The organism is Amphritea sp. (assembly GCF_016744155.1).
Taxonomy (GTDB): domain Bacteria; phylum Pseudomonadota; class Gammaproteobacteria; order Pseudomonadales; family Balneatricaceae; genus Amphritea.
On sequence record NZ_JADGEW010000020.1, the window covers coordinates 1 to 18,314 of the forward strand.

An 18,314-nucleotide genomic window follows, 5' to 3' on the forward strand; every position below is an offset into this window, starting at 1 on the left:
CGCCAAGCTTCAAATAAGAGACAGCCCCGATCATTAGTTTGGTCGGGGCTTTTTCGTGTCTGGGATTTAGAAACAAAAAGAAGGGGCTAGACCGCCGCTACGCGGCTGGCTCGGACGGTACTGCACACCTATCGTAGCTAGAATAAGCGTAAGAGCCAAGTCGTTCTTAATTGAGTTGGGTGTGATAGTTGTAGAGTAGGTGCTTCGTAAGGTGATTCTTTCGCCGTGAAGGCACGGCTCCTACAATGTGGAAGTTAAACAAATGCTTTCGGTGTCTCTGTTTTCCGGGCTTCGGACAAGTGAAGAGATGGCCCTCAGACGCAACCTAGCGAGCCACTTAACGATCCCGTATGTACAAGCGCTACGTACCAGGAGTGGCTAGGAAAAACGTATGGGCTTTGGTGTGTTGTTTGTGGTGAGGTTCTTCGTAAGCAGGTAGAGCAGATCGCTCTGATCTGGCAAGTCTCGATCTAGCAGCTAAATAAAAAACGCGCCGATGGCGCGTTTTTTTATTTATACCCGTGTGAGTTTATATACGGACTTGAGGGCTTTTAGTTTACGCATCACCGAGGCTAGATGAACTCGGTCTTTGACGGTAAGGTCCATGTGAACGGTATTGAGGGCGTCATCCGTCTCAGTAATGTCTACTTTCAAAAGGTTGGCGCCCGTAGCTGCCGCAGTGGTCGCAAGCGATGCTATCAGGCCTCGCTTGGACTCGACTTTGAGATCCAGATTAACGATAAATTCGTCATCAATGCTATTGGACCATTCGAGGTATACACATTTCTCTGCATCGTCTTTCATGAAGGCGATGTTGCGACAGTCGGTGCGGTGAATCACCAGTCCTCTGCCGGTACTGATATGACCGGTAATGCCATCCCCAGGTATCGGGCCGCAGCACCGAGCGTAGTGGATAACCATTCCTTCGGTTCCCTGAATAGCCAGGGTGGCTTTTCCGGGCTGAGGGCTTTCCTGCAGCTCTTCCTCCTGATGCTCTGCCGGGCGCAGGCGCCGAGCAACCACATAGGCCATTCGGTTTCCCATGCCTATATCTTCAAGCAGTTCATCAAGGGAGCTTAACTCGGTTTCTTCTAGTAGGGTTGTGAGAGAGGCTGGATCGATCTCTTCCAGGCTAGATCCATAGTTTGAAAGAAATTGGGTTAACAGGCGTCGGCCCAGCTCAATAGACTCGCCACGGTGCTGGACTTTAATAAAGTGACGTATTGCAGAACGGGCCTTACCGGTAACAACAAAGTTCAGCCAGGCCATATTTGGCTGGGCGCTTGGTGTTGTGATGATCTCAACGGTCTGACCGCTCTGTAGCGGCTGTGAGAGTGGTGCTAAGCGACGATTGATACGACATGATACGCATGAGTTGCCGATGTCGGTATGAACCGCATAGGCAAAGTCGACCGCAGTCGCCCTTTGTGGCAACTCAAATATTCGTCCCTGTGGTGAGAAGACATAAACTTCATCAGGAAAGAGGTCGGTCTTAACGGTCTCGATAAACTCCATGGAGTTGCCGGCGCGTTGCTGCATTTCCAGCAAGCCCTGCACCCATTTGCGTGCACGGTTATAGCCATCAATGGCTGAACTGGAGTCGCCATAGATTTTATAGTGGCTGTGCTCTGCAATTCCCTGGCCGGCTACCGCATCCATCTCTTTTGTGCGTATCTGAACTTCGATGGTTATATCCCGAGCCCCGAAAAGATCGGTGTGCAGAGATTGATAACCGTTAGCCTTAGGGATCGCTATATAGTCTTTGAAGCGACCCGGTACCGGTTTGTATAAATTATGCACAATACCTAAAGCCCGGTAGCAATCATCAACAGATTCAGTGACGATGCGAAAGGCAAAGACATCCATGATCTCGGCGAAGGATTTCCCCTTCGTTTTCATCTTGCTGTAGATACTGTAGAGGTGTTTTTCACGGCCAGAAACGGCGCCGGGGAGACCTTCCTGGTTAAGCCTGCTGCGAATAGCGTCCTCAATCGAGGTGATGACGTCTTTTCGCTGGCCTCTGGCTTGAACTACCGCTCTGCGAATATATTTCGCCCGCATTGGATGGTAGGACTGGAACGCCAGATCTTCGAGTTCTAGTTGCAGATCCCGCATGCCTAAACGCGCAGCGACGGGTGCATAGATATCCAGGGTTTCACGGGCAATGCGACGTTGTTTTTCAGGCGGCATAGCGCCGAGGGTACGCATGTTGTGTAGACGGTCTGCCAGTTTTACCAGAATAACTCTGATATCAACGGCCATCGCCAGCACCATCTTCTGAAAATTCTCCGCCTGCGCTTCCGCACGGGTTTCAAATTCCAGATGGGTTAACTTACTCACCCCATCGACAATGTCGGCAACTGTTTGTCCGAATTGCCCTTCAAGACCATCCCGCGACACCGCAGTATCTTCGATGACATCGTGAAGCATCGCAGCCATGAGGCTTTGGTGGTCCATATGCATGCCAGCAAGGATCGAAGCGACCGAAAGAGGATGGGTGACATAGGGTTCACCGCTTTTGCGGCGTTGCCCATCGTGTGCTTGTTCAGCATAGTAATACGCACGCCTAACCAACTTGATCTGTTGCAGATCAAGGTATTCAGTCAGGCGATCAGAAAGCGCATCAACAGTTGGCATCAATTACTCCTATGCCTCAAGAGTAGCCATATTTAAAGGCGACTACAAAACAACAGAAACTATAGAGATGATGCCTTATTAGAACGGATTGAAAAAGAGTTAATCTTCTTCGCGTTCATCAAGAATTGATACATCGATATGTTTTTCTGCTATTTCACGCAGAGCAACAACAGTAGGCTTGTCATTTTCCCACTCAACTTTAGGTTCTTTACCACCAGTTGCGATCTGACGAGCACGCTTAGAGGCGATCATTACCAGTTCAAAACGGTTGTCTACATTTTCCAGACAATCTTCAACAGTTACGCGAGCCATTGGCGACCTCGGTTATTGGGTTCAATCACTCAGGCCGGTATTCAGACCTGATTCGGAGAGCCGGCCAGTCTACCTGAGAGATTCTATTCTGACAAGAGTTCGGCGAGGATTTGGGCCTGTTTAAGTTGCTGGCGGCTCAGTTCTAATCGACGGGCAGAAAACACGGTTTGTAAATCGTTTAAGGCGGTATCAAAGTCGTCGTTGAATACTAAATACTGGAACTCAGGATAATGGCTCATCTCACTCATAGATTCCGACATTCGGTGATTGATTACCTCGTCAGAATCGGTCCCGCGTCCGGTCAGACGTTTACGCAGTTCTTCAGTGGACGGGGGAAGGATAAACAGAGAGATACAATCGGGCATTTGTTGCCGGACCTGTTGAGCGCCTTGCCAGTCTATTTCAAGAATTACGTCCATACCCTGTTCAAGCTGTTCTTCAACCCAGGGGCGGGAGGTGCCATATTTATTGGTGAATACTTCAGCGAATTCCAGAAACTGCCCCTGTTCAATCATGTTATTGAACTGGTCCATAGGAACAAAGTTATAGTCTTTACCATCGACTTCGCCAGGGCGCATATCGCGGGTCGTGTGTGATACGGATACACACACCTGCTCATCGTTATCTAACAGCGCTTTAACCAGGCTAGTTTTTCCAGCGCCGGAAGGGGCGGATATTACGTAAAGCGTTCCAATATCATTCATTGTCATTTTCACTTATTCAATATTTTGGATCTGCTCGCGCATCTGCTCGATCAGAACTTTTAGTTCAACCGCATCCTGTGTGGTATCTGAAACAATCGACTTGGAGGAAAGCGTATTTGCTTCCCGGTTCAGTTCCTGCATCAGGAAATCCAGTCTGCGGCCAACCGGGCCCTTGGATTTAAGAACCCGTTTTACTTCCTGAACATGGGTGTTCAGGCGGTCCATCTCTTCATCGACGTCAGCTTTTTGCGCAAGAATCACCATCTCCTGTTCCAGTCGGCCTTGGTCCAGGTCTGCTTTCAGTTCTTCCAGTCGGGCTTTTAAGTTATCCCGCTGAGCCTGCAGTATGCCCGGTAGTTTGCTGCGGACGTCAGCCACAACAGCGCTGATGGCATCGAGTCGCTGATTGATCAGCGTAGCAAGTTCCACACCTTCACGGCCTCGGCTTTCAATCAGGTCATCGAGGGCTTTGTGGAATAGCTCCAAGGCTGCTTTCTTGACCTTGTCCATATCTAGTTTGGTGTCTTGCAGAACACCCGGCCAGCGCAACAGCTCCAGAGTATCAATCGGTGTCGACACTGGTAACAGATTTTCTACCTGCTGTGCCGCGTCTAATAGCTCGCGGGCGAAGGATTCATCGACAGTGAGGGTCTGGGCTTGGGCCTCTGCTACAAAGCGCAGGGTGCACTCGATTTTTCCCCGGCTGAGTTTTTTACGCAGCGACTCCCTTAATGAGCCTTCCAGGTCACGCAGGCTCTCCGGCAGGCGCAGGTGAGGTTCCAGATAGCGGTGGTTTACGGAACGTACTTCCCAGATCAGGCTACCCCACTCATGTTGCACTTCCTGACGGGCAAAAGCGGTCATACTACGTGTCATATCGTCTGTTCTCGATTAGAATGCTGTTTTCGTTGTTGGCACTGAGACGAGTGTCGGCGGATTTACCCTTTATTCTAACAGCCCTCGACCGCTTACTCTATGTGTCCGGTCGGGTTGTCGAACAGGATTCTTAAGTACATGAGCTCAACAATTTCAGACCAGTTGCAAAACCTGGGGGTTACCTCTTTACGACCGAGTAATCGAAATGTCGATCAGATGCGTGAGGTGCGTATTACGCGTAATTTCACTAAGCACGCTGAAGGTTCTGTGTTGGTGGAGTTTGGTGATACCAAAGTGATCTGTACCGCATCGGTTGAACGGGGTGTGCCTCGCTTCCTGCGTGGTTCTGGTACGGGTTGGGTGACCGCGGAATACGGTATGTTGCCTCGCGCTACGGGTAGTCGTAACGGTCGTGAGGCGTCAAGAGGTAAGCAGGGCGGTCGCACGGTAGAGATTCAGCGTTTGATTGGGCGCTCTTTACGTGCCTGTCTGGATCTGAAAAAACTGGGTGAGAATACCATTACTATTGATTGTGATGTGATTCAGGCGGACGGTGGAACCCGTACAGCGTCTATTTCCGGTGCTTATGTGGCTTTGAGAGATGCGATCAACTTTCTGAAAAAAGATAAGCATGGCGCAATGAAAGGTGACCCGATCAAATTTGGTCTGGCGGCTGTCTCGGTGGGCATTTATAAAGGTGAGGCTGTATTGGATCTGGACTATGCGGAAGATTCTGAAGCGGAAACCGATATGAACGTTATCATGACCGATAAGGGCGGTTTTGTAGAAGTTCAAGGCACTGCAGAGGGTGAGCCGTACTCTCAGGATGAACTAAACGCGATGTTGGCGTTGGCTAAGAAGGGGATTGGTGAAATATCCGAGCTGCAGAAGCAAGCTCTCGCGGATTGATCTTCGGATAAGTTATAAAAAAGGGAGCTGATGCTCCCTTTTTTAATGTCCGAATTTCGACTTAAAGGTCGTAATCAACAATGACCGGGGCATGAGCCGAGAAGCATTCATCCCGATAGATAGACGCAGACTTAACTGTTTTACGCAGATTGGCTGTAGTGACCTGGTAATCCAGTCGCGCGCCTTCGTTCAGATCACGGGCTTTATTGTATTCAGGCCACCAGGTGTATTGCTGATCAGTATGGTTAACCTGGCGGAAGGCGTCTACGTAGCCCATCTCTCCGAACAGATCTTCCATCCACTCTCTTTCCTGAGGAAGGAATCCTGAAACTTTCTGGTTTACATACCAGTTGCTCAGATCCTGAGGCTTATGAGCGATCTGTAATGGTCCGCAAAAGATAAACTCACGACGTTTACGCAGGGTCTTTGTGAAGTGCCCTTTGAGCAGCCGCAGGTATTCCTCTTTGGCTACCTGGCATTCGTCGTCCTTCAGGCCTGAGGGTACACTGAGTGCGGCGACGCTGACGTTATCAAAGTCTGCTTGAATAAAACGGCCATTGAAGTCGCACTGTTCAAACCCAAGTCCGGTCATAATTGCTTTTGGCAATATACGGGTATAGATGGCTACGCCACTATAGCCATCTTCAAATGCGTCAAAGAAGTACGCTTGATAGCCTTCGGGATGATAACGTTCATCATCCAGCTGATACTCTTTGGCACGCAGATCCTGCAGACACACAACATCTGCATCTTGTTTAACCATCCACTGGAAAAACCCATTGTCTGCTGCCTGTTCAATACCCTGAGTATTGAATGTGATGACGCGCATAGCTATAAATCCATAAGAAACGGAATTTGATACGAGAGCCGCATTGTACTGGGTGTTTAAGCAAATTTGAATCTAAAGCGATGACAATTAGTGTAACGACGGGAAATTCAATGGGTATGTCCTGTCCTGATATAGAGGGGCAGGAAGAAACCCTGTATTATACGCGCATCTTTTTTACACAGCTTGTGGAGAGCCCAGATGCAAGATTATCAGAGAGAGTTTATCGAGTTCGCGATTGATAAAGAGGTGTTGCGATTCGGCGAGTTCACACTGAAGTCTGGTCGTACTAGTCCTTATTTTTTCAATGCCGGCCTCTTCAATACAGGCGCAGCGTTGGCGCGGTTAGGAAAGTGTTATGCGGCAGCCATTCAGGAATCAGGTATCGAGTACGATGTGATGCTGGGCCCTGCATACAAAGGTATACCGCTGGCAGCGGCGACGTGTGTCGCATTGGCGACCGAATTTGGCCAGGATGTTCCCTACGTGTTTAATCGTAAGGAAGCTAAAACCCATGGTGAGGGTGGAAAACTGGTAGGTGCACCATTGGAAGGTCGAGTGTTGATCATTGATGATGTGATTACCGCAGGGACTGCGATCCGTGAAGTGATGGATATCATTGATCAGGCTGGGGCGACTCCGGCAGGGACTGTCATTGCCTTGAATCGACAGGAAAAGGGCAAAGGAGAGCTATCAGCGATTCAGGAAGTTGAGCGTGATTATAATATGCCGGTGGCAAGCATCGTTTCTCTAAATGACCTGCTGACTTACCTAGGTGAGAAGGGTGGGATGGATGCTCAGATCGAAGCGATTTCGGCGTATCGCGCTCAATATGGCATCTGATCGGTTACTTATTAATCAGTAACCTAATGTTTTATCAGACACCCGGGTAATTTAGTTGATTTTTGCCGATCAGGCGTGTTTAATAAGCGCCCGTTGCCCGGATAGCTCAGTCGGTAGAGCAGAGGATTGAAAATCCTCGTGTCCTTGGTTCGATTCCGAGTCCGGGCACCACTAATTTGTTTTGAAAGAGCCTCACTTTGTAGTGGGGCTTTTTTGTGTCTGGGCTATCGCAGCTCGGAACACGAACCGGGTTCGATTATTCGTCGCTACGCTCCTCCCCCTACGGGCCATCGCCAAAGATCAGCGATGTTGTAATGGCCTTCGGCATTGCTCCGAGTCCTGGCACCACTTACTTCAAGCCTTGCAGTCAAATGCAGGGCTTTGTTGTTTCTGGAGTCTGGTATCTCTTTGGTTTGATCAGCAATTAAGTTCAGGCAGTCAAAGCAGTCTACTGCTGTAAAGTCTATCTATACCGCGCGGTTTCAGCGTCGTTTATCATTTAAGATCAAGCCCTCTCGGTTTCTAGTCAATCTCATTATGAAAACTGATTATTAATCAGTCTTGGGTACGTACGCGATAATTGTAGAACAGCAATGAGTGCCTTCGACTTTTCTATGAATGTTCAGCGCGAAGCGAATCTTAATGGTGATCGGGTAAATGTGGTGCTTTCTGGTAAGTTTCTACCCTATAAATCCTATTGATCAGGCCGGTGAGAGGAGGGGCTGGTCGTTCAGGTCCTCCTGGCTTATTACTCGGTTTCGCCCGTTTCGTTTTGCGAAGTAAAGGCACTTGTCTGCCTGTTGCATGAGTTTATCTTTGTTATCAGTCGGTTGTGGCAGTCGGCTTATATAGCCTACCGACACGGTGAGAACTTCAGCAGGATTGCTATCAGCGTTTTCAATGCATAACGCGGCGATCGAATCACAAATAGCTTCAGCAAAACCTCGTTCATCGCTTTCAGGGGCGGTGATAGAGAGTATTGCGAACTCTTCCCCCCCTAATCGGAACGCGTAATCAGTGGGGCGTTGGCAAAGGGCCAGTAATTGTTGAGCAACCTGTTGTAACGCTATGTCACCCTGTTGGTGGCCGTAGCGGTCATTAAGGCGTTTGAAATAATCGATGTCTAGTAGGAAGAAGTTAAGCTGCTTCTGTTCTTGGATAGAGCTTCTAAGCGCTTTATCCAATATGTCATCAAAATGTCTGCGGTTAAACAAGCTGGTGAGTTGGTCGGTAACTGATAGCCGGGCTAATTTTTGGTTGGCTTGCTTAAGTTCTGTTTCTGCCGCAATTCGTGCCTGACGTTCTCGCATTAGGTTCAGGGTGCGGGAGGAAAGACCGTCATACATGGTGAGCACGATATCAATCAGTATGTTGATCGAGCTATCCATCTCAAGTTCTGCACGCTTTTTTGCTTCATCGATATCAACGCCAGATTCGATGGCTTTGACGGCAATCGCTAGTCGTTTGTCGTCATCAATGATGTGAAATGCCAGCCAGCGGGTCAGAAAACGAAGAATCTTTTCAATGACTTCGTGTAGTGGCTGCCCAGCTTCTTTTTCCTGAATTGCTTTAACCGCGGGAAGAAAGGAGGCGTGGTTATGACTATGCGAGGCTACCCAGTCATCATCTTGTAGGTGTTCGGCCCAGATTGCTTCTTCAGTAACAAAATGGAAATCAGCGTACTCCGCCAGTTCATTAAAGGCTTCGTTGATCTCCATCGGTTCGTTATGAATCAGCGTGTTAACGAGTCGGTTGATGAGTACGATCAGCCGCTTATGCTGATCATCAATGGCGGGTATTCCCAGTTCAAACCCTTTATTCCAGGGGAAAGCTTCAAAGAAATCGAGATTGGGGTATGTATTCATTAAAGGGCTACGTTTTTTGCCTGCGTCCTGCCTGCGGAGTTTTATTGTTATGTTGAAGCGGAGTTCCGATTTCCAGCTTTTTTTTATTCTAGCAGATAAAGCCCTATAAAACGTAGTGCTTTATTGCCGCCTCAGATACGACTAAGGTCAGTAGGCCTGGTGGGGAAAGTAGAGCGGTTAAATAAAAAAAACACCGCATAGCGGTGTTCTTCTTAGTGCTTTAGAGGGTACTTGTTAACCAACGATACCTACACCATGGTCCACATAGTGGATACTACCGGAGGTTCCTTTGGATAGGTCGCTTAGGTAGAACATCGCTGCATCGCCCACCTCTTCGATAGTTGGAAGCTGTTGGTCGACCGCTCTTTGCTGGTTGTACTCCAACATGGTGGCAAAATCTTTAATACCGCCAGCCGCACGAGTTGCAATAGTACCCGGAGAGATCGAATTAACGCGGATGTGACGTGGACCAAGATCACGGGCCAGATAGCGAGTTGCGGCTTCAAGTGCTGCTTTAGCGCAGCCCATGACGTTGTAATCGCCGGTTGCCAGAGCGCTACCAAGATATGAGAAGTTGATCATCGAACCACCATCTTTCATCAGATCTTTTGCAAAAGAGGCCATGTGGATGAAAGAGAAACATGAGACATCCATCGCCTGGACAAAGCCCTCTCTGGAACATTCTGAGATAGGGGCGTGGAGATCTTCAAGGGGACAGAAGGCCAGCGAGTGGACCAATCCGTCCAGAGAACCCCAGGCTTCTTCTATCGCTTTAAACAGATCAACCATCTGCTGCTCCTGGGTAACATCCAGAGGCATGATGATTGAGGCGCCGACCTCTTCAGCAAGGGGGCGAACAAAGCGTTCAGCTTTATCATTAAGATAAGTAATTGCGAGTTCTGCACCTTGTTCGTGCAGTTTTTTTGCAACGCCGTAAGCGATGCTTTTATCGTTGGCAATTCCGACAATAAGAACTTTTTTTCCAGCCATTAATAAGTTAGACATTTCGATACACCATATATTTATAAATCAATAGGTTAAATATAAACGAAACTGATTTCAGAATTATGAAAGGCTGTTTTTATAGGCTCAATCGGTATCGCTATAACTCTTTTGTGCTCTGCACAATTTCTATGTTAAGTATATCGACTAAAGTCGACGAATGTTTACAAATTAAGTCCCAAAATGGGTATGGGTTTCTTGATGTGTCTGGGAAGTTATAAAAAGAGGGAGTGGTTATAGGGGGAAAGCATCTGGCCTGCTTTGAGAAGAGGGCAGATGCTTGTATCGGGGTCGCAATTTAATCGCCTAGAGCGGTGCCCTCTCTGCGGGGGTCAACGGCGCTTTTCCAGGAGCCATCAGACTGGCGGAAAAAACCATGCAGACCACTATTAAGGTCTCTGATTTTTATCTCGTGGCCCAACGTCTTGAGTGGTTCGGCAAGTTGCTCTGCGGAAGTACCTGCTTCCAGTTCAGTCACGCCGTTGCGATTAACCACGTGAGGGGTATTGAAGGCCTGTTGCAGGGATAGATCAGAACTGAGTTTGAGGTAGAGGTTTTTTGCGACATAGCTAATGATCCGGCTGCCTCCAGGGGAGCCGAGTGCAGCGACCAGGTGATTATTTTTATCAAACACCATTATGGGAGACATTGAACTGCGGGGACGCTTGCCTGGCTGAACCCGATTGGCAACGGGTTTTCCATCCTGTTCGGCGACGAAGGAAAAATCAGTGAGTTGGTTGTTTAGAAGAAAACCCCCAGCCATCAGAGTGGAGCCAAAGGCCATCTCGATGCTGCTGGTAATAGAAACGGCGTTACCCCAGCGATCGACAATAACAAAGTGGCTGGTGGAGGGGAGTTCTGGAGACTGGTCATCAGCCCGGCTGAGCCTGTTAGGTAATTCACCGGGGTTGGCTCTGCCCATATCCGTCAATGGGGAGATCAGCATACTGCGCTGTCGTAGATAGCTTTCGTCCAGGAGCTGATCCATCGGGACATCGACAAAATCACTGTCAGCCAGATAACGTGCCCGGTCGGCATAGGCTAAACGACTTGCCTGAGTGAAGAGTTGATAGAATTCTATAGAGTTCGGTTGTAGCTGTTTCGGCTCGGCCAGCTCCATAAGTTTAATGATCTGCAGTGTTGTTATGCCGCCGGACGTGGGGGGCGGGAAACCACAGACTCGATAATCTCTGAATGGGCGACAAACGGCCTGACGTTCAACTGCCTGATAGTTTTTCAGGTCATTCAACTGAAGCTTGCCGGGGTTATCAGTCGCTTGCTTTACCGCGTCGATAATATTCTCTGCCAGCTCCCCTTGATAAAATGCAGTTGCGCCTTTTCCAGCAATCTGACGCAATGAGTTTGCCAATTCTGGATTGGTTAGTTGGTGCCCTACCGGTAAAGCCTCCCCCTCTGGCGTAAAGAAATAGTCACGGGCCTGAGGGTATTTTCCCAAGCCCGGATTTATTTTAGATGTGAGCAGTTGATTGAGTCTTGGGCTCACCTTAAAACCGCTTTCTGAGGTTTTAATTGCATCGTCGAATAGCGAGGCCCATGGCACCTTCCCGTATTGTTTCTGGCTCAATTCCAGCATCGCCAGAACGCCAGGGGTGCCAACTGAACGGCCGCCAACCATCGCGTCCCACCACCGCATCGGTTTTCCCTCGTCAGTCATAAATAGATTTTCATCAGCGGATGCGGGGGCTGTTTCCCTGCCGTCGAATGCCTTTAATTGTTTGTTGGCGTTATCCCAGTAAAGCATGAATGCGCCACCGCCGATGCCGGATGACTGGGGCTCGACCAGGGTAAGCATTGCCTGAACAGCAACCGCTGCATCAGCGGCGCTACCTCCCTGTTGTAATATCCGATACCCGGCTCGGGTGGCTAAGGGATGGGCGGTAACAACCAGTTGATGCCGGGCTTCGACACTTTGCTTAACCAGAGTTCCGGTAGCGGATTCCGGCGCTAAATCTTCATTGACCGCGAATAAAAGTGTCGGAAGGAGGGTGAGTGTACCCAAAATGACAGAGAGAGTAGGCCTGCGCATAGCTTTATTCCTGAGGAAAATTGGTCGATTGCCGATTATTGGAACCGTTATTATTAAAGCAGAAATTTAATCAAATTGTTGTCACTGTATTAAATTTATCTTTAAAGTCATAGGGTTGAATGGGCGCTTGAGAGAACTGGCGGGCCATCGGTAATGTCTATGTTTAATCATTATCGGAGGGTGATAGCCGTCGCTCGAAATGGGTAGCATCTGTGGTGCTGGCAAGCATTGCTTTATCTATACTGGAGTTAGTTAAAGATCAAACCGCTCGGGCCGATAGCATTCCGACGGACAGTGATAATGGAGATTCCCCTTTGTCTATAGCAGTCAAACCTATCTACAACGCAGGCAGTGACGCCAAAGAGACACGCGTAGTGTTACTGAATGACCATGAAGGCAAAGCGCTTGTTATTTTGCCAGCCAATATGCTGTTAAATCTGGTTAGCATTTGGAAACACTCAGGCCGACATCTGCAACCTGTCAGAGGGCAGGATGCTATGAAATTTTTTGGTCAGCCAGCTTTACAGGTCAATGCCGGGCAGAAGAAGCTTTTTCAATTGCCTGTATATATAGATCAGTCAATTGCTGACTACGATAAGCTTGAGGTTATCGAGCCTTATACCGGTTTAGCCTTCGTGGCTCAAAAACAGTGGTTTCAGGATCATGTATCGCTTTGTGCCTTAGGATTGACGGTTAACGGAATCAATCAGCAGCAGCCCGATGGTAACGATGAACAGGTCATTACTCGTGCTGTTGAACGTTTTACAACGTTGAGAATTCAGCAGCGTCTAGAAGATACTTTAGGGTTGCCCTCATTACCGCCTTCGATGAAACGGCTGGTTGAGCTGCGTTCTGATCCGGCCGCGGGAATTGATGACCTGGTCCCTCTTGTCCGCGGTGATGCCAGTCTTGCAGCTCAAGTTATGAGCTGGGCTGCCTCTCCTTACTATGCGGCGCCTGGTGACGTACATTCCGTTGAGGATGCGGTGATTCGTGTTTTAGGCTTTGATCTGGTGGTTAATCTGGCACTAGGTGTGGCTATGGGTAAAGCGTTGTCAGTACCGGAAGATACTCCCCGTGATGGTGTTCCATACTGGCAACAGTCGGTATATACCGCCGCCGCCGCAGAACTTCTGTGCAAAAAAATACCTGCAGAGATCAGGCCCAAACCCGGTCTGGTTTATCTAGCCGGTTTACTGCAAAACTTCGGATACCTGATACTTGCACACCTATTTCCGCCTCATTTTTCTCTGTTATCACGTTATATCGAAGCGAATCCACATATGCCCCTGGAGTTTGTCGAAAAGCAGGTGCTCAATGTTACCCGGGAGCAGGTCGGAAGCTGGCTTTTGGAAAACTGGGGGCTGCCAGATGTCGTTGTTGAAGCGGTGCGTCATCATAATGATTTGGCTTATGAGGGGCTTGCCAGTCACGAAGCGAAGTTGCTACATATTGTGAGTCGTGGTTTGCGTGCACTGGAGATGGCAGATGGGCCAGTTGAATCAGTTCCGAAGACGATTCTTGCTGAGCTGAAACTGACTCAGACGGATATTGATAATGTATTGGAGCAAGTCACGGAAAGCCGGGCAGAGCTCGATTCTCTGGTACATACCATAATGCATGCACACTGACTTTATCCGGGTTCACCTGTTAGAGTCAGTGTTGAAACAACGGTCGCTCAGATCGTTGTTTCGCTTTCCAGCTGCTCCAGTTCCTCGAGTTTATCCAGCCAGTCAGCTTCGATCTTTTCAGATTTTTGCTGTAGCTCGCCCTGTTGTTGCAACAGTTGTTTCAAGTTCTCTTTGTTAGCCTCTTCGTAAAGACTGTTATCTGCAAGCTGGCTTTCCAGTTGCTGTAGCTTAGCTGTGGTCTTGTCCAGTTCTGTTTCGAGCTTATCAACAGCGTTGCGTAATGGCCGAAGGGCTTTACGGCGCTCAGCTTCAAGACGTTTTTGCTCTTTCTTTTCAGCGGCACTTACTGAACGATTTTCCCTCGGTGTATCAGTCGTTTGAGTCTGTGTCCGGCGTTGCGTGGCCAGCCATTGTTGGTAGTCATCCATATCACCGTCAAAAGGGGTTACGCTGCCATTGGCGACCAGCATAAACTGGTCAACAGTGTTGCGTAGCAGGTGACGGTCGTGGGACACCAGGATCAGCGCGCCTTCAAAGCTTTGTAACGCCAGTGTCAGAGCGTGTCTGACTTCGAGATCCAGGTGGTTGGTAGGCTCATCTAATAGCAGCAGGTTAGGACGCTGCCAGGCGATAAGTGCTAAGGCAACCCGGGCCTTTTCTCCGCCGGAGAATAATTTGACGGGTTCTAGCGCCCGATCACCATTGAAATCAAAACTACCCAGATAGTTTCTGATCTCCTGATCACTAGCTTTGGGAGAGATGCGCTGGATATGTAGCGAGGGTGATGCCTCAAGATCCAAAGCTTCAAGCTGATGCTGTGCAAAATAACCGATTTTAAGGTGTTCACCCGCTTTATATAGACCGTTAATCTGAGGCAGGTCTTGAGTCAGCGTTTTAATCAGGGTCGACTTACCCGCCCCATTGGGCCCAAGGAGACCGATACGGTCACCAGGGGATAACGTCAGTTTTACATTATTCAACACCGGCTGTTGATAACCTAAAGCACAATTATCCAGGCTTAACAGAGGAAAAGATATTTTGTCAGAAGACTGAAACGTGAAGCTGAACGGACTGTCCACATGGGCCGGAGCGATGCGCTCCATCCGTTCCAGTTCTTTAACTCGGCTTTGAGCTTGCTTTGCCTTAGTCGCTTTGGCTTTAAAGCGGGTAACAAAACTCTCTATTTCGGCAATTCTGACCTGTTGTTTTTCAAATTGAGACTGCTGCTGAGCTAGCCGTTCCGCTCTGCGCAGCTCAAAATCGCTGTAGCCGCCTTTGTACAGCTCAGTTTTCTGATTGTACATATGTACGATATGGGTGCTGACCGCATCCAGAAAATCCCGGTCATGGGAGATCAGCAGCAGGGTGCCCTGATAGTTTCGCAGCCACTGTTCCAGCCAGATAGTTGCATCCAGATCCAGGTGGTTGGTAGGCTCATCAAGTAGCAAAATATCAGAATAGCTCATGAGTGCCTGAGCCAGATTAAGGCGAATGCGCCAGCCGCCGGAAAAAGTATTAACCGGTCGTTCTGCATCTGCAGTGGTAAAACTAAGCCCGTTCAGCAGTTGATGGGCCCGGGATTCGGCAGTGTAGCCATCGACCGCATCTAGCTGCGCATGCAGTTCACCAATACGGTGATGATCTCCGGACTGTTCAGCATCTGCCAGGGCTTGCTGAACGCTACGTAATCGCTTGTCACCGTCCAGGACGTAATCAATAGCGCGTTGAACGCTGTCGCCAACCTCTTGAGCCATATGTGCAATGGTCAGGTTTGCTGGTAGCTGAAGATCGCCTTCATCGGGCTGAAGCTGGCCGAGAATAAGTTTGAAAAGGGAGGATTTACCTACGCCATTGGCGCCGACAATACCGACTTTTTGATTGGCGTGAATAGTTAATTGCGCTCTATCTAGCAGGCGCATGTGTCCACGTTGTAAGCTAAGCTGGTTTAACTGAATCATGGCGGCGGATTTTAGCATAGATGAATGAAGATAATGAGTTTTGGAGCTATGCAATCAAGGTTTATTCAGATCCGGAAATAGCCGAGGTTTGCCAGGCGTTGCAAAATCGCTTTCAGCTGAGCGTAAACCGCCTGCTATTTGCGCTTTGGCTTGCTGAACAGGGGCGTGTTTTACCTATGGATTTGGACGAGGCCGATAGCCGAGAGTGGCGTTTGACACTGCTTGAACCCCTAAGATCGCTTCGCTATAAACTGCGGAAATCAAAGCGGTCAGTTGAAGAGGAAAATTGTTATCAGCAATTAAAAATAGCCGAATTATCAGCGGAAAAGGTGGAGATTGGATTGTTGTTTAAGCTAAAAGATCATTGCTCTACAACAGCTAAGCTATCAGGGCTTAGGTATCAGAACCTTTGTGTCGCGGCGGATACAGGAACAGACGGGGCAGGAGAGTTACAAGTTTTATTAACTCAATTAAGCGATAAAGCCGCTGTGAACGGTAGTATTTAATGGAACTTTTCAGTTTAATGGCTTACTAATCGCTGATAACTGACTCTTGGATTAAAGGAATGACAATGAAAAAGACGCTGGTGGCTGTGGCCGTAGCAAGTATTGTATTGGTGGGATGTAGCGCTGATAAAGAGCCGGCTGCACCGGTTGAGAAACCTTATACCCTGGAAACTGACCAGCAGAAGCTGGGCTACAGCCTGGGCCTGATGCTGGGTGAACGCCTTAAATCAGATGTAGAAGAGCTGGATGTAGACGCTCTGCGTCGCGCTGTCGAGACTGTTTACTCCGGTGCAGAGCCATTGCTGAAGCCGGAAGAAGTTGAAGCGACTATGATGGCCTTCCAAAAGAAAAAGATTGAGGAGCAGCAGGCGGCTGTAACTAAAATGGCTGAGGGTAACTTAGCTAAAGGCCAGGCGTACATGGCTGAAAATGGAAAGAAAGAAGGTGTAGTTACCACAGAATCTGGACTTCAATACGAAGTATTGACCGCCGGTGAAGGCGCATCGCCAAAAGCTGAGGATACCGTTAAGGTACATTACCGTGGCTCCCTGATCAGCGGTACTGATTTTGATAGCTCTTATAGTCGAGGAGAGCCTGTTTCTTTCCCACTTAACGGGGTAATTCCTGGTTGGACTGAAGGCCTGCAGCTGATGAAAGTGGGTGAAAAGTCGCGTTTAGTGCTTCCTGCTGAACTAGCTTATGGTCCTGGAGGTATGGGCGAGGCTATCGGGCCGAATGAAACTCTAGTATTTGAAGTTGAATTGCTAGATATCAATCCTACTGAGTAAAGCGCCAACATTGGTCATAAAGTTAAAACCACCCTTATGGGTGGTTTTTTTTGGTGCATCAAAAACAGCTCTGATCGAAAATGTCACTAATATCAAGCGTTTTTGACAGTTCATTTGTAAAAATATTACAACATTATTAGGGCGTAATATAACGGGCAATCAGTCGTTTCTGTACAGAAGTAAAACAGTTGCTACACTTAAAGACTGAAAGTTAACTATATGGATTAAAAGAATAAAGAAGTGGAATGCTCTTTGCAGAGCCTAAACGTATAGCAATGTTACTCAATACGACCCTGCTTTTTATTATTCATTAATACGTTCAAAGAGAGGAAGTATCCGATGAAGAAAACCCTTATCTCCGCTACCGCGCTTATGGCTGCAATGGCGGGTACTGCAATGGCTGGCACTTTGGAAAACGTTCAAGAACGTGGTGCTATACAGTGCGGCGTAACCAGTGGTGTACCAGGCTTCTCCGTACCTGACGATAAAGGTAATTGGAAAGGTCTTGATGTCGACTTGTGTCGTGCGGTTGCCGCAGCAGTATTTGGCGATGCGACAAAAGTTAAATTTATTCCACTGAATGCGAAAGAGCGTTTTACCGCGTTGGTTTCTGGTGAAATTGATGTGCTGTCCCGGGTAACTACCTGGACTCAGACTCGTGATACACAGCTCGGTATCAACTTTGCTGGCGTTAACTACTATGATGGCCAGGGTTTCTTGGTTAAGAACGAGCTGGGCCTGAAAAGCGTTAAAGAGCTTGATGGTGCGACAGTATGTGTACAGTCTGGTACCACTACCGAATTGAATATGGCGGATTATTTCCGCGCACAGGGTATTTCGTACACGCCAGTAGTCTTCGATACGAATGATCAGGCAGCCCAGGCGTTTGACAGTGGTCGTTGTGATTCCTTCACGACTGACTTGTCACAGGCAGCAGGTCTGCGTACTCGAATGCAAGATCCATCTTCCGTTGGCGCACTACCAGAAGTTATCTCTAAAGAACCTCTGGGACCTGTTGTACGTCAGGGTGACGACACTTGGTTTAACATTGTTAAGTGGAGCCACAATGCGATGCTGAACGCTGAAGAGCTGGGCATCACTTCTGCGAACGTTGATAAAATGAAAGCGGAAAGCACTAATCCAAACGTTAAGCGTCTGGTTGGTCTTGATGGGCCAAAAGGCAAAGGCATGGATCTGCCTGATGACTGGGCATACCAGATCGTTAAGCAGGTGGGTAACTACGGTGAAGCTTATGAGCGAAACGTAGGTAAAGGTTCACCACTGGGACTGGAGCGCGGACTGAATGCGCTATGGAACCAGGGTGGCTTGCAGTACGCACCACCTATGCGTTAATACGCTGATTAGCGGCTGGCCGAAAGGCTGGCCGTTTTTGTATCTGCTTCCAAAATT

16 protein-coding genes, 1 tRNA gene and 1 pseudogene are annotated in these 18,314 nt (G+C 48.5%); 9 read left to right on the forward strand and 9 right to left on the reverse strand.

The annotated features are described in order from the left end of the window. Positions 1-513: 513 nt before the first annotated feature. The 4 genes from QZZ54_RS13985 to QZZ54_RS14000 all read right to left on the reverse strand — a co-directional run bounded on the left by QZZ54_RS13985 (position 514) and on the right by QZZ54_RS14000 (position 4,529). Positions 514-2,637 (reverse strand): RelA/SpoT family protein, encoded by a 2,124-nt coding sequence (locus QZZ54_RS13985; protein WP_290703314.1) that lies wholly within the window; start codon positions 2,635-2,637, stop codon positions 514-516. Between the two features lie 99 nt (positions 2,638-2,736). After that, positions 2,737-2,949, reverse strand: coding sequence for a DNA-directed RNA polymerase subunit omega (gene rpoZ / locus QZZ54_RS13990; protein ID WP_019622718.1), 213 nt, complete (start codon positions 2,947-2,949; stop codon positions 2,737-2,739). An 83-nt stretch (positions 2,950-3,032) separates the two neighbouring features. Next, positions 3,033-3,659, reverse strand: coding sequence for a guanylate kinase (gene gmk, locus QZZ54_RS13995; protein ID WP_366645632.1), 627 nt, complete (start codon positions 3,657-3,659; stop codon positions 3,033-3,035). A gap of 6 nt (positions 3,660-3,665) precedes the next feature. Then, positions 3,666-4,529 (reverse strand): YicC/YloC family endoribonuclease, encoded by an 864-nt coding sequence (locus tag QZZ54_RS14000; RefSeq protein WP_290703316.1) that lies wholly within the window; start codon positions 4,527-4,529, stop codon positions 3,666-3,668. Positions 4,530-4,667: 138 nt separating this feature from the next. Between QZZ54_RS14000 and rph the strand changes: the two genes are divergently transcribed. After that, on the forward strand, positions 4,668-5,438 hold the full coding sequence (gene rph, locus QZZ54_RS14005; RefSeq protein WP_290703317.1) for a ribonuclease PH: 771 nt from the start codon (positions 4,668-4,670) through the stop codon (positions 5,436-5,438). Between the two features lie 61 nt (positions 5,439-5,499). Here rph and QZZ54_RS14010 read toward each other — a convergent pair whose 3' ends face one another. Beyond that, on the reverse strand, positions 5,500-6,267 hold the full coding sequence (locus QZZ54_RS14010; protein ID WP_290703318.1) for an exodeoxyribonuclease III: 768 nt from the start codon (positions 6,265-6,267) through the stop codon (positions 5,500-5,502). Between the two features lie 198 nt (positions 6,268-6,465). Between QZZ54_RS14010 and pyrE the strand changes: the two genes are divergently transcribed. The 4 genes and pseudogenes from pyrE to QZZ54_RS14030 form a co-directional block, all read left to right on the forward strand. After that, entirely contained in the window at positions 6,466-7,107 is a 642-nt protein-coding gene (gene pyrE, locus QZZ54_RS14015) for an orotate phosphoribosyltransferase (RefSeq protein ID WP_290703319.1), read from the forward strand. Positions 7,108-7,202: 95 nt separating this feature from the next. Further along, positions 7,203-7,278, forward strand: a tRNA-Phe gene (locus QZZ54_RS14020). Between the two features lie 44 nt (positions 7,279-7,322). Continuing rightward, positions 7,323-7,535 (forward strand): hypothetical protein, encoded by a 213-nt coding sequence (locus QZZ54_RS14025; protein ID WP_290703320.1) that lies wholly within the window; start codon positions 7,323-7,325, stop codon positions 7,533-7,535. Positions 7,536-7,700: 165 nt separating this feature from the next. Further along, positions 7,701-7,808, forward strand: a pseudogene (locus QZZ54_RS14030) (cyanate hydratase); the annotation flags it as partial. Here QZZ54_RS14030 and QZZ54_RS14035 read toward each other — a convergent pair. The 3 genes from QZZ54_RS14035 to ggt all read right to left on the reverse strand — a co-directional run bounded on the left by QZZ54_RS14035 (position 7,809) and on the right by ggt (position 12,021). Beyond that, complete coding sequence (locus QZZ54_RS14035; RefSeq protein ID WP_290703321.1) at positions 7,809-8,972, reverse strand: GGDEF domain-containing protein; 1,164 nt, start codon at positions 8,970-8,972, stop codon at positions 7,809-7,811. Positions 8,973-9,206: 234 nt separating this feature from the next. Beyond that, complete coding sequence (gene fabI, locus QZZ54_RS14040) at positions 9,207-9,977, reverse strand: enoyl-ACP reductase FabI (RefSeq protein ID WP_290703322.1); 771 nt, start codon at positions 9,975-9,977, stop codon at positions 9,207-9,209. A gap of 295 nt (positions 9,978-10,272) precedes the next feature. Continuing rightward, positions 10,273-12,021, reverse strand: a complete 1,749-nt coding sequence (ggt, locus tag QZZ54_RS14045) for a gamma-glutamyltransferase (RefSeq protein ID WP_290703323.1) — start codon at positions 12,019-12,021, stop codon at positions 10,273-10,275. A gap of 212 nt (positions 12,022-12,233) precedes the next feature. On the opposite strand from ggt, the gene QZZ54_RS14050 reads away from it, so the two are divergent. Then, the gene (locus tag QZZ54_RS14050) at positions 12,234-13,652 is read left to right on the forward strand and encodes an HDOD domain-containing protein (protein WP_290703324.1); all 1,419 of its coding nucleotides are present in this window, start codon (positions 12,234-12,236) and stop codon (positions 13,650-13,652) included. Between the two features lie 47 nt (positions 13,653-13,699). Here the strand turns inward: QZZ54_RS14050 and QZZ54_RS14055 are convergent, their stop codons facing one another. Further along, on the reverse strand, positions 13,700-15,610 hold the full coding sequence (locus QZZ54_RS14055; RefSeq protein WP_290703325.1) for an ATP-binding cassette domain-containing protein: 1,911 nt from the start codon (positions 15,608-15,610) through the stop codon (positions 13,700-13,702). Between the two features lie 20 nt (positions 15,611-15,630). Here QZZ54_RS14055 and QZZ54_RS14060 point away from each other — a divergent pair, with 20 nt between their 5' ends. The 3 genes from QZZ54_RS14060 to QZZ54_RS14070 all read left to right on the forward strand — a co-directional run bounded on the left by QZZ54_RS14060 (position 15,631) and on the right by QZZ54_RS14070 (position 18,257). After that, positions 15,631-16,116, forward strand: coding sequence for a TIGR02444 family protein (locus QZZ54_RS14060; RefSeq protein WP_290703326.1), 486 nt, complete (start codon positions 15,631-15,633; stop codon positions 16,114-16,116). Positions 16,117-16,181: 65 nt separating this feature from the next. Next, complete coding sequence (locus QZZ54_RS14065; RefSeq protein ID WP_290703327.1) at positions 16,182-16,904, forward strand: FKBP-type peptidyl-prolyl cis-trans isomerase; 723 nt, start codon at positions 16,182-16,184, stop codon at positions 16,902-16,904. 339 nt (positions 16,905-17,243) lie between these two features. Further along, positions 17,244-18,257, forward strand: a complete 1,014-nt coding sequence (locus QZZ54_RS14070; RefSeq protein ID WP_290703328.1) for an amino acid ABC transporter substrate-binding protein — start codon at positions 17,244-17,246, stop codon at positions 18,255-18,257. Positions 18,258-18,314: the final 57 nt, after the last annotated feature.

Coding starts and splice junctions, on each gene's coding strand:
- QZZ54_RS13985 (WP_290703314.1), bottom strand. CDS start 2,637: ATGCCAACTGTTGATGCGCTTTCTGATCGCCTGACTGAATACCTTGAT.
- rpoZ (WP_019622718.1), bottom strand. CDS start 2,949: ATGGCTCGCGTAACTGTTGAAGATTGTCTGGAAAATGTAGACAACCGT.
- gmk (WP_366645632.1), bottom strand. CDS start 3,659: ATGACAATGAATGATATTGGAACGCTTTACGTAATATCCGCCCCTTCC.
- QZZ54_RS14000 (WP_290703316.1), bottom strand. CDS start 4,529: ATGACACGTAGTATGACCGCTTTTGCCCGTCAGGAAGTGCAACATGAG.
- rph (WP_290703317.1), top strand. CDS start 4,668: ATGAGCTCAACAATTTCAGACCAGTTGCAAAACCTGGGGGTTACCTCT.
- QZZ54_RS14010 (WP_290703318.1), bottom strand. CDS start 6,267: ATGCGCGTCATCACATTCAATACTCAGGGTATTGAACAGGCAGCAGAC.
- pyrE (WP_290703319.1), top strand. CDS start 6,466: ATGCAAGATTATCAGAGAGAGTTTATCGAGTTCGCGATTGATAAAGAG.
- QZZ54_RS14035 (WP_290703321.1), bottom strand. CDS start 8,972: ATGAATACATACCCCAATCTCGATTTCTTTGAAGCTTTCCCCTGGAAT.
- fabI (WP_290703322.1), bottom strand. CDS start 9,977: ATGTCTAACTTATTAATGGCTGGAAAAAAAGTTCTTATTGTCGGAATT.
- ggt (WP_290703323.1), bottom strand. CDS start 12,021: ATGCGCAGGCCTACTCTCTCTGTCATTTTGGGTACACTCACCCTCCTT.
- QZZ54_RS14055 (WP_290703325.1), bottom strand. CDS start 15,610: ATGATTCAGTTAAACCAGCTTAGCTTACAACGTGGACACATGCGCCTG.
- QZZ54_RS14060 (WP_290703326.1), top strand. CDS start 15,631: ATGAATGAAGATAATGAGTTTTGGAGCTATGCAATCAAGGTTTATTCA.
- QZZ54_RS14065 (WP_290703327.1), top strand. CDS start 16,182: ATGAAAAAGACGCTGGTGGCTGTGGCCGTAGCAAGTATTGTATTGGTG.
- QZZ54_RS14070 (WP_290703328.1), top strand. CDS start 17,244: ATGAAGAAAACCCTTATCTCCGCTACCGCGCTTATGGCTGCAATGGCG.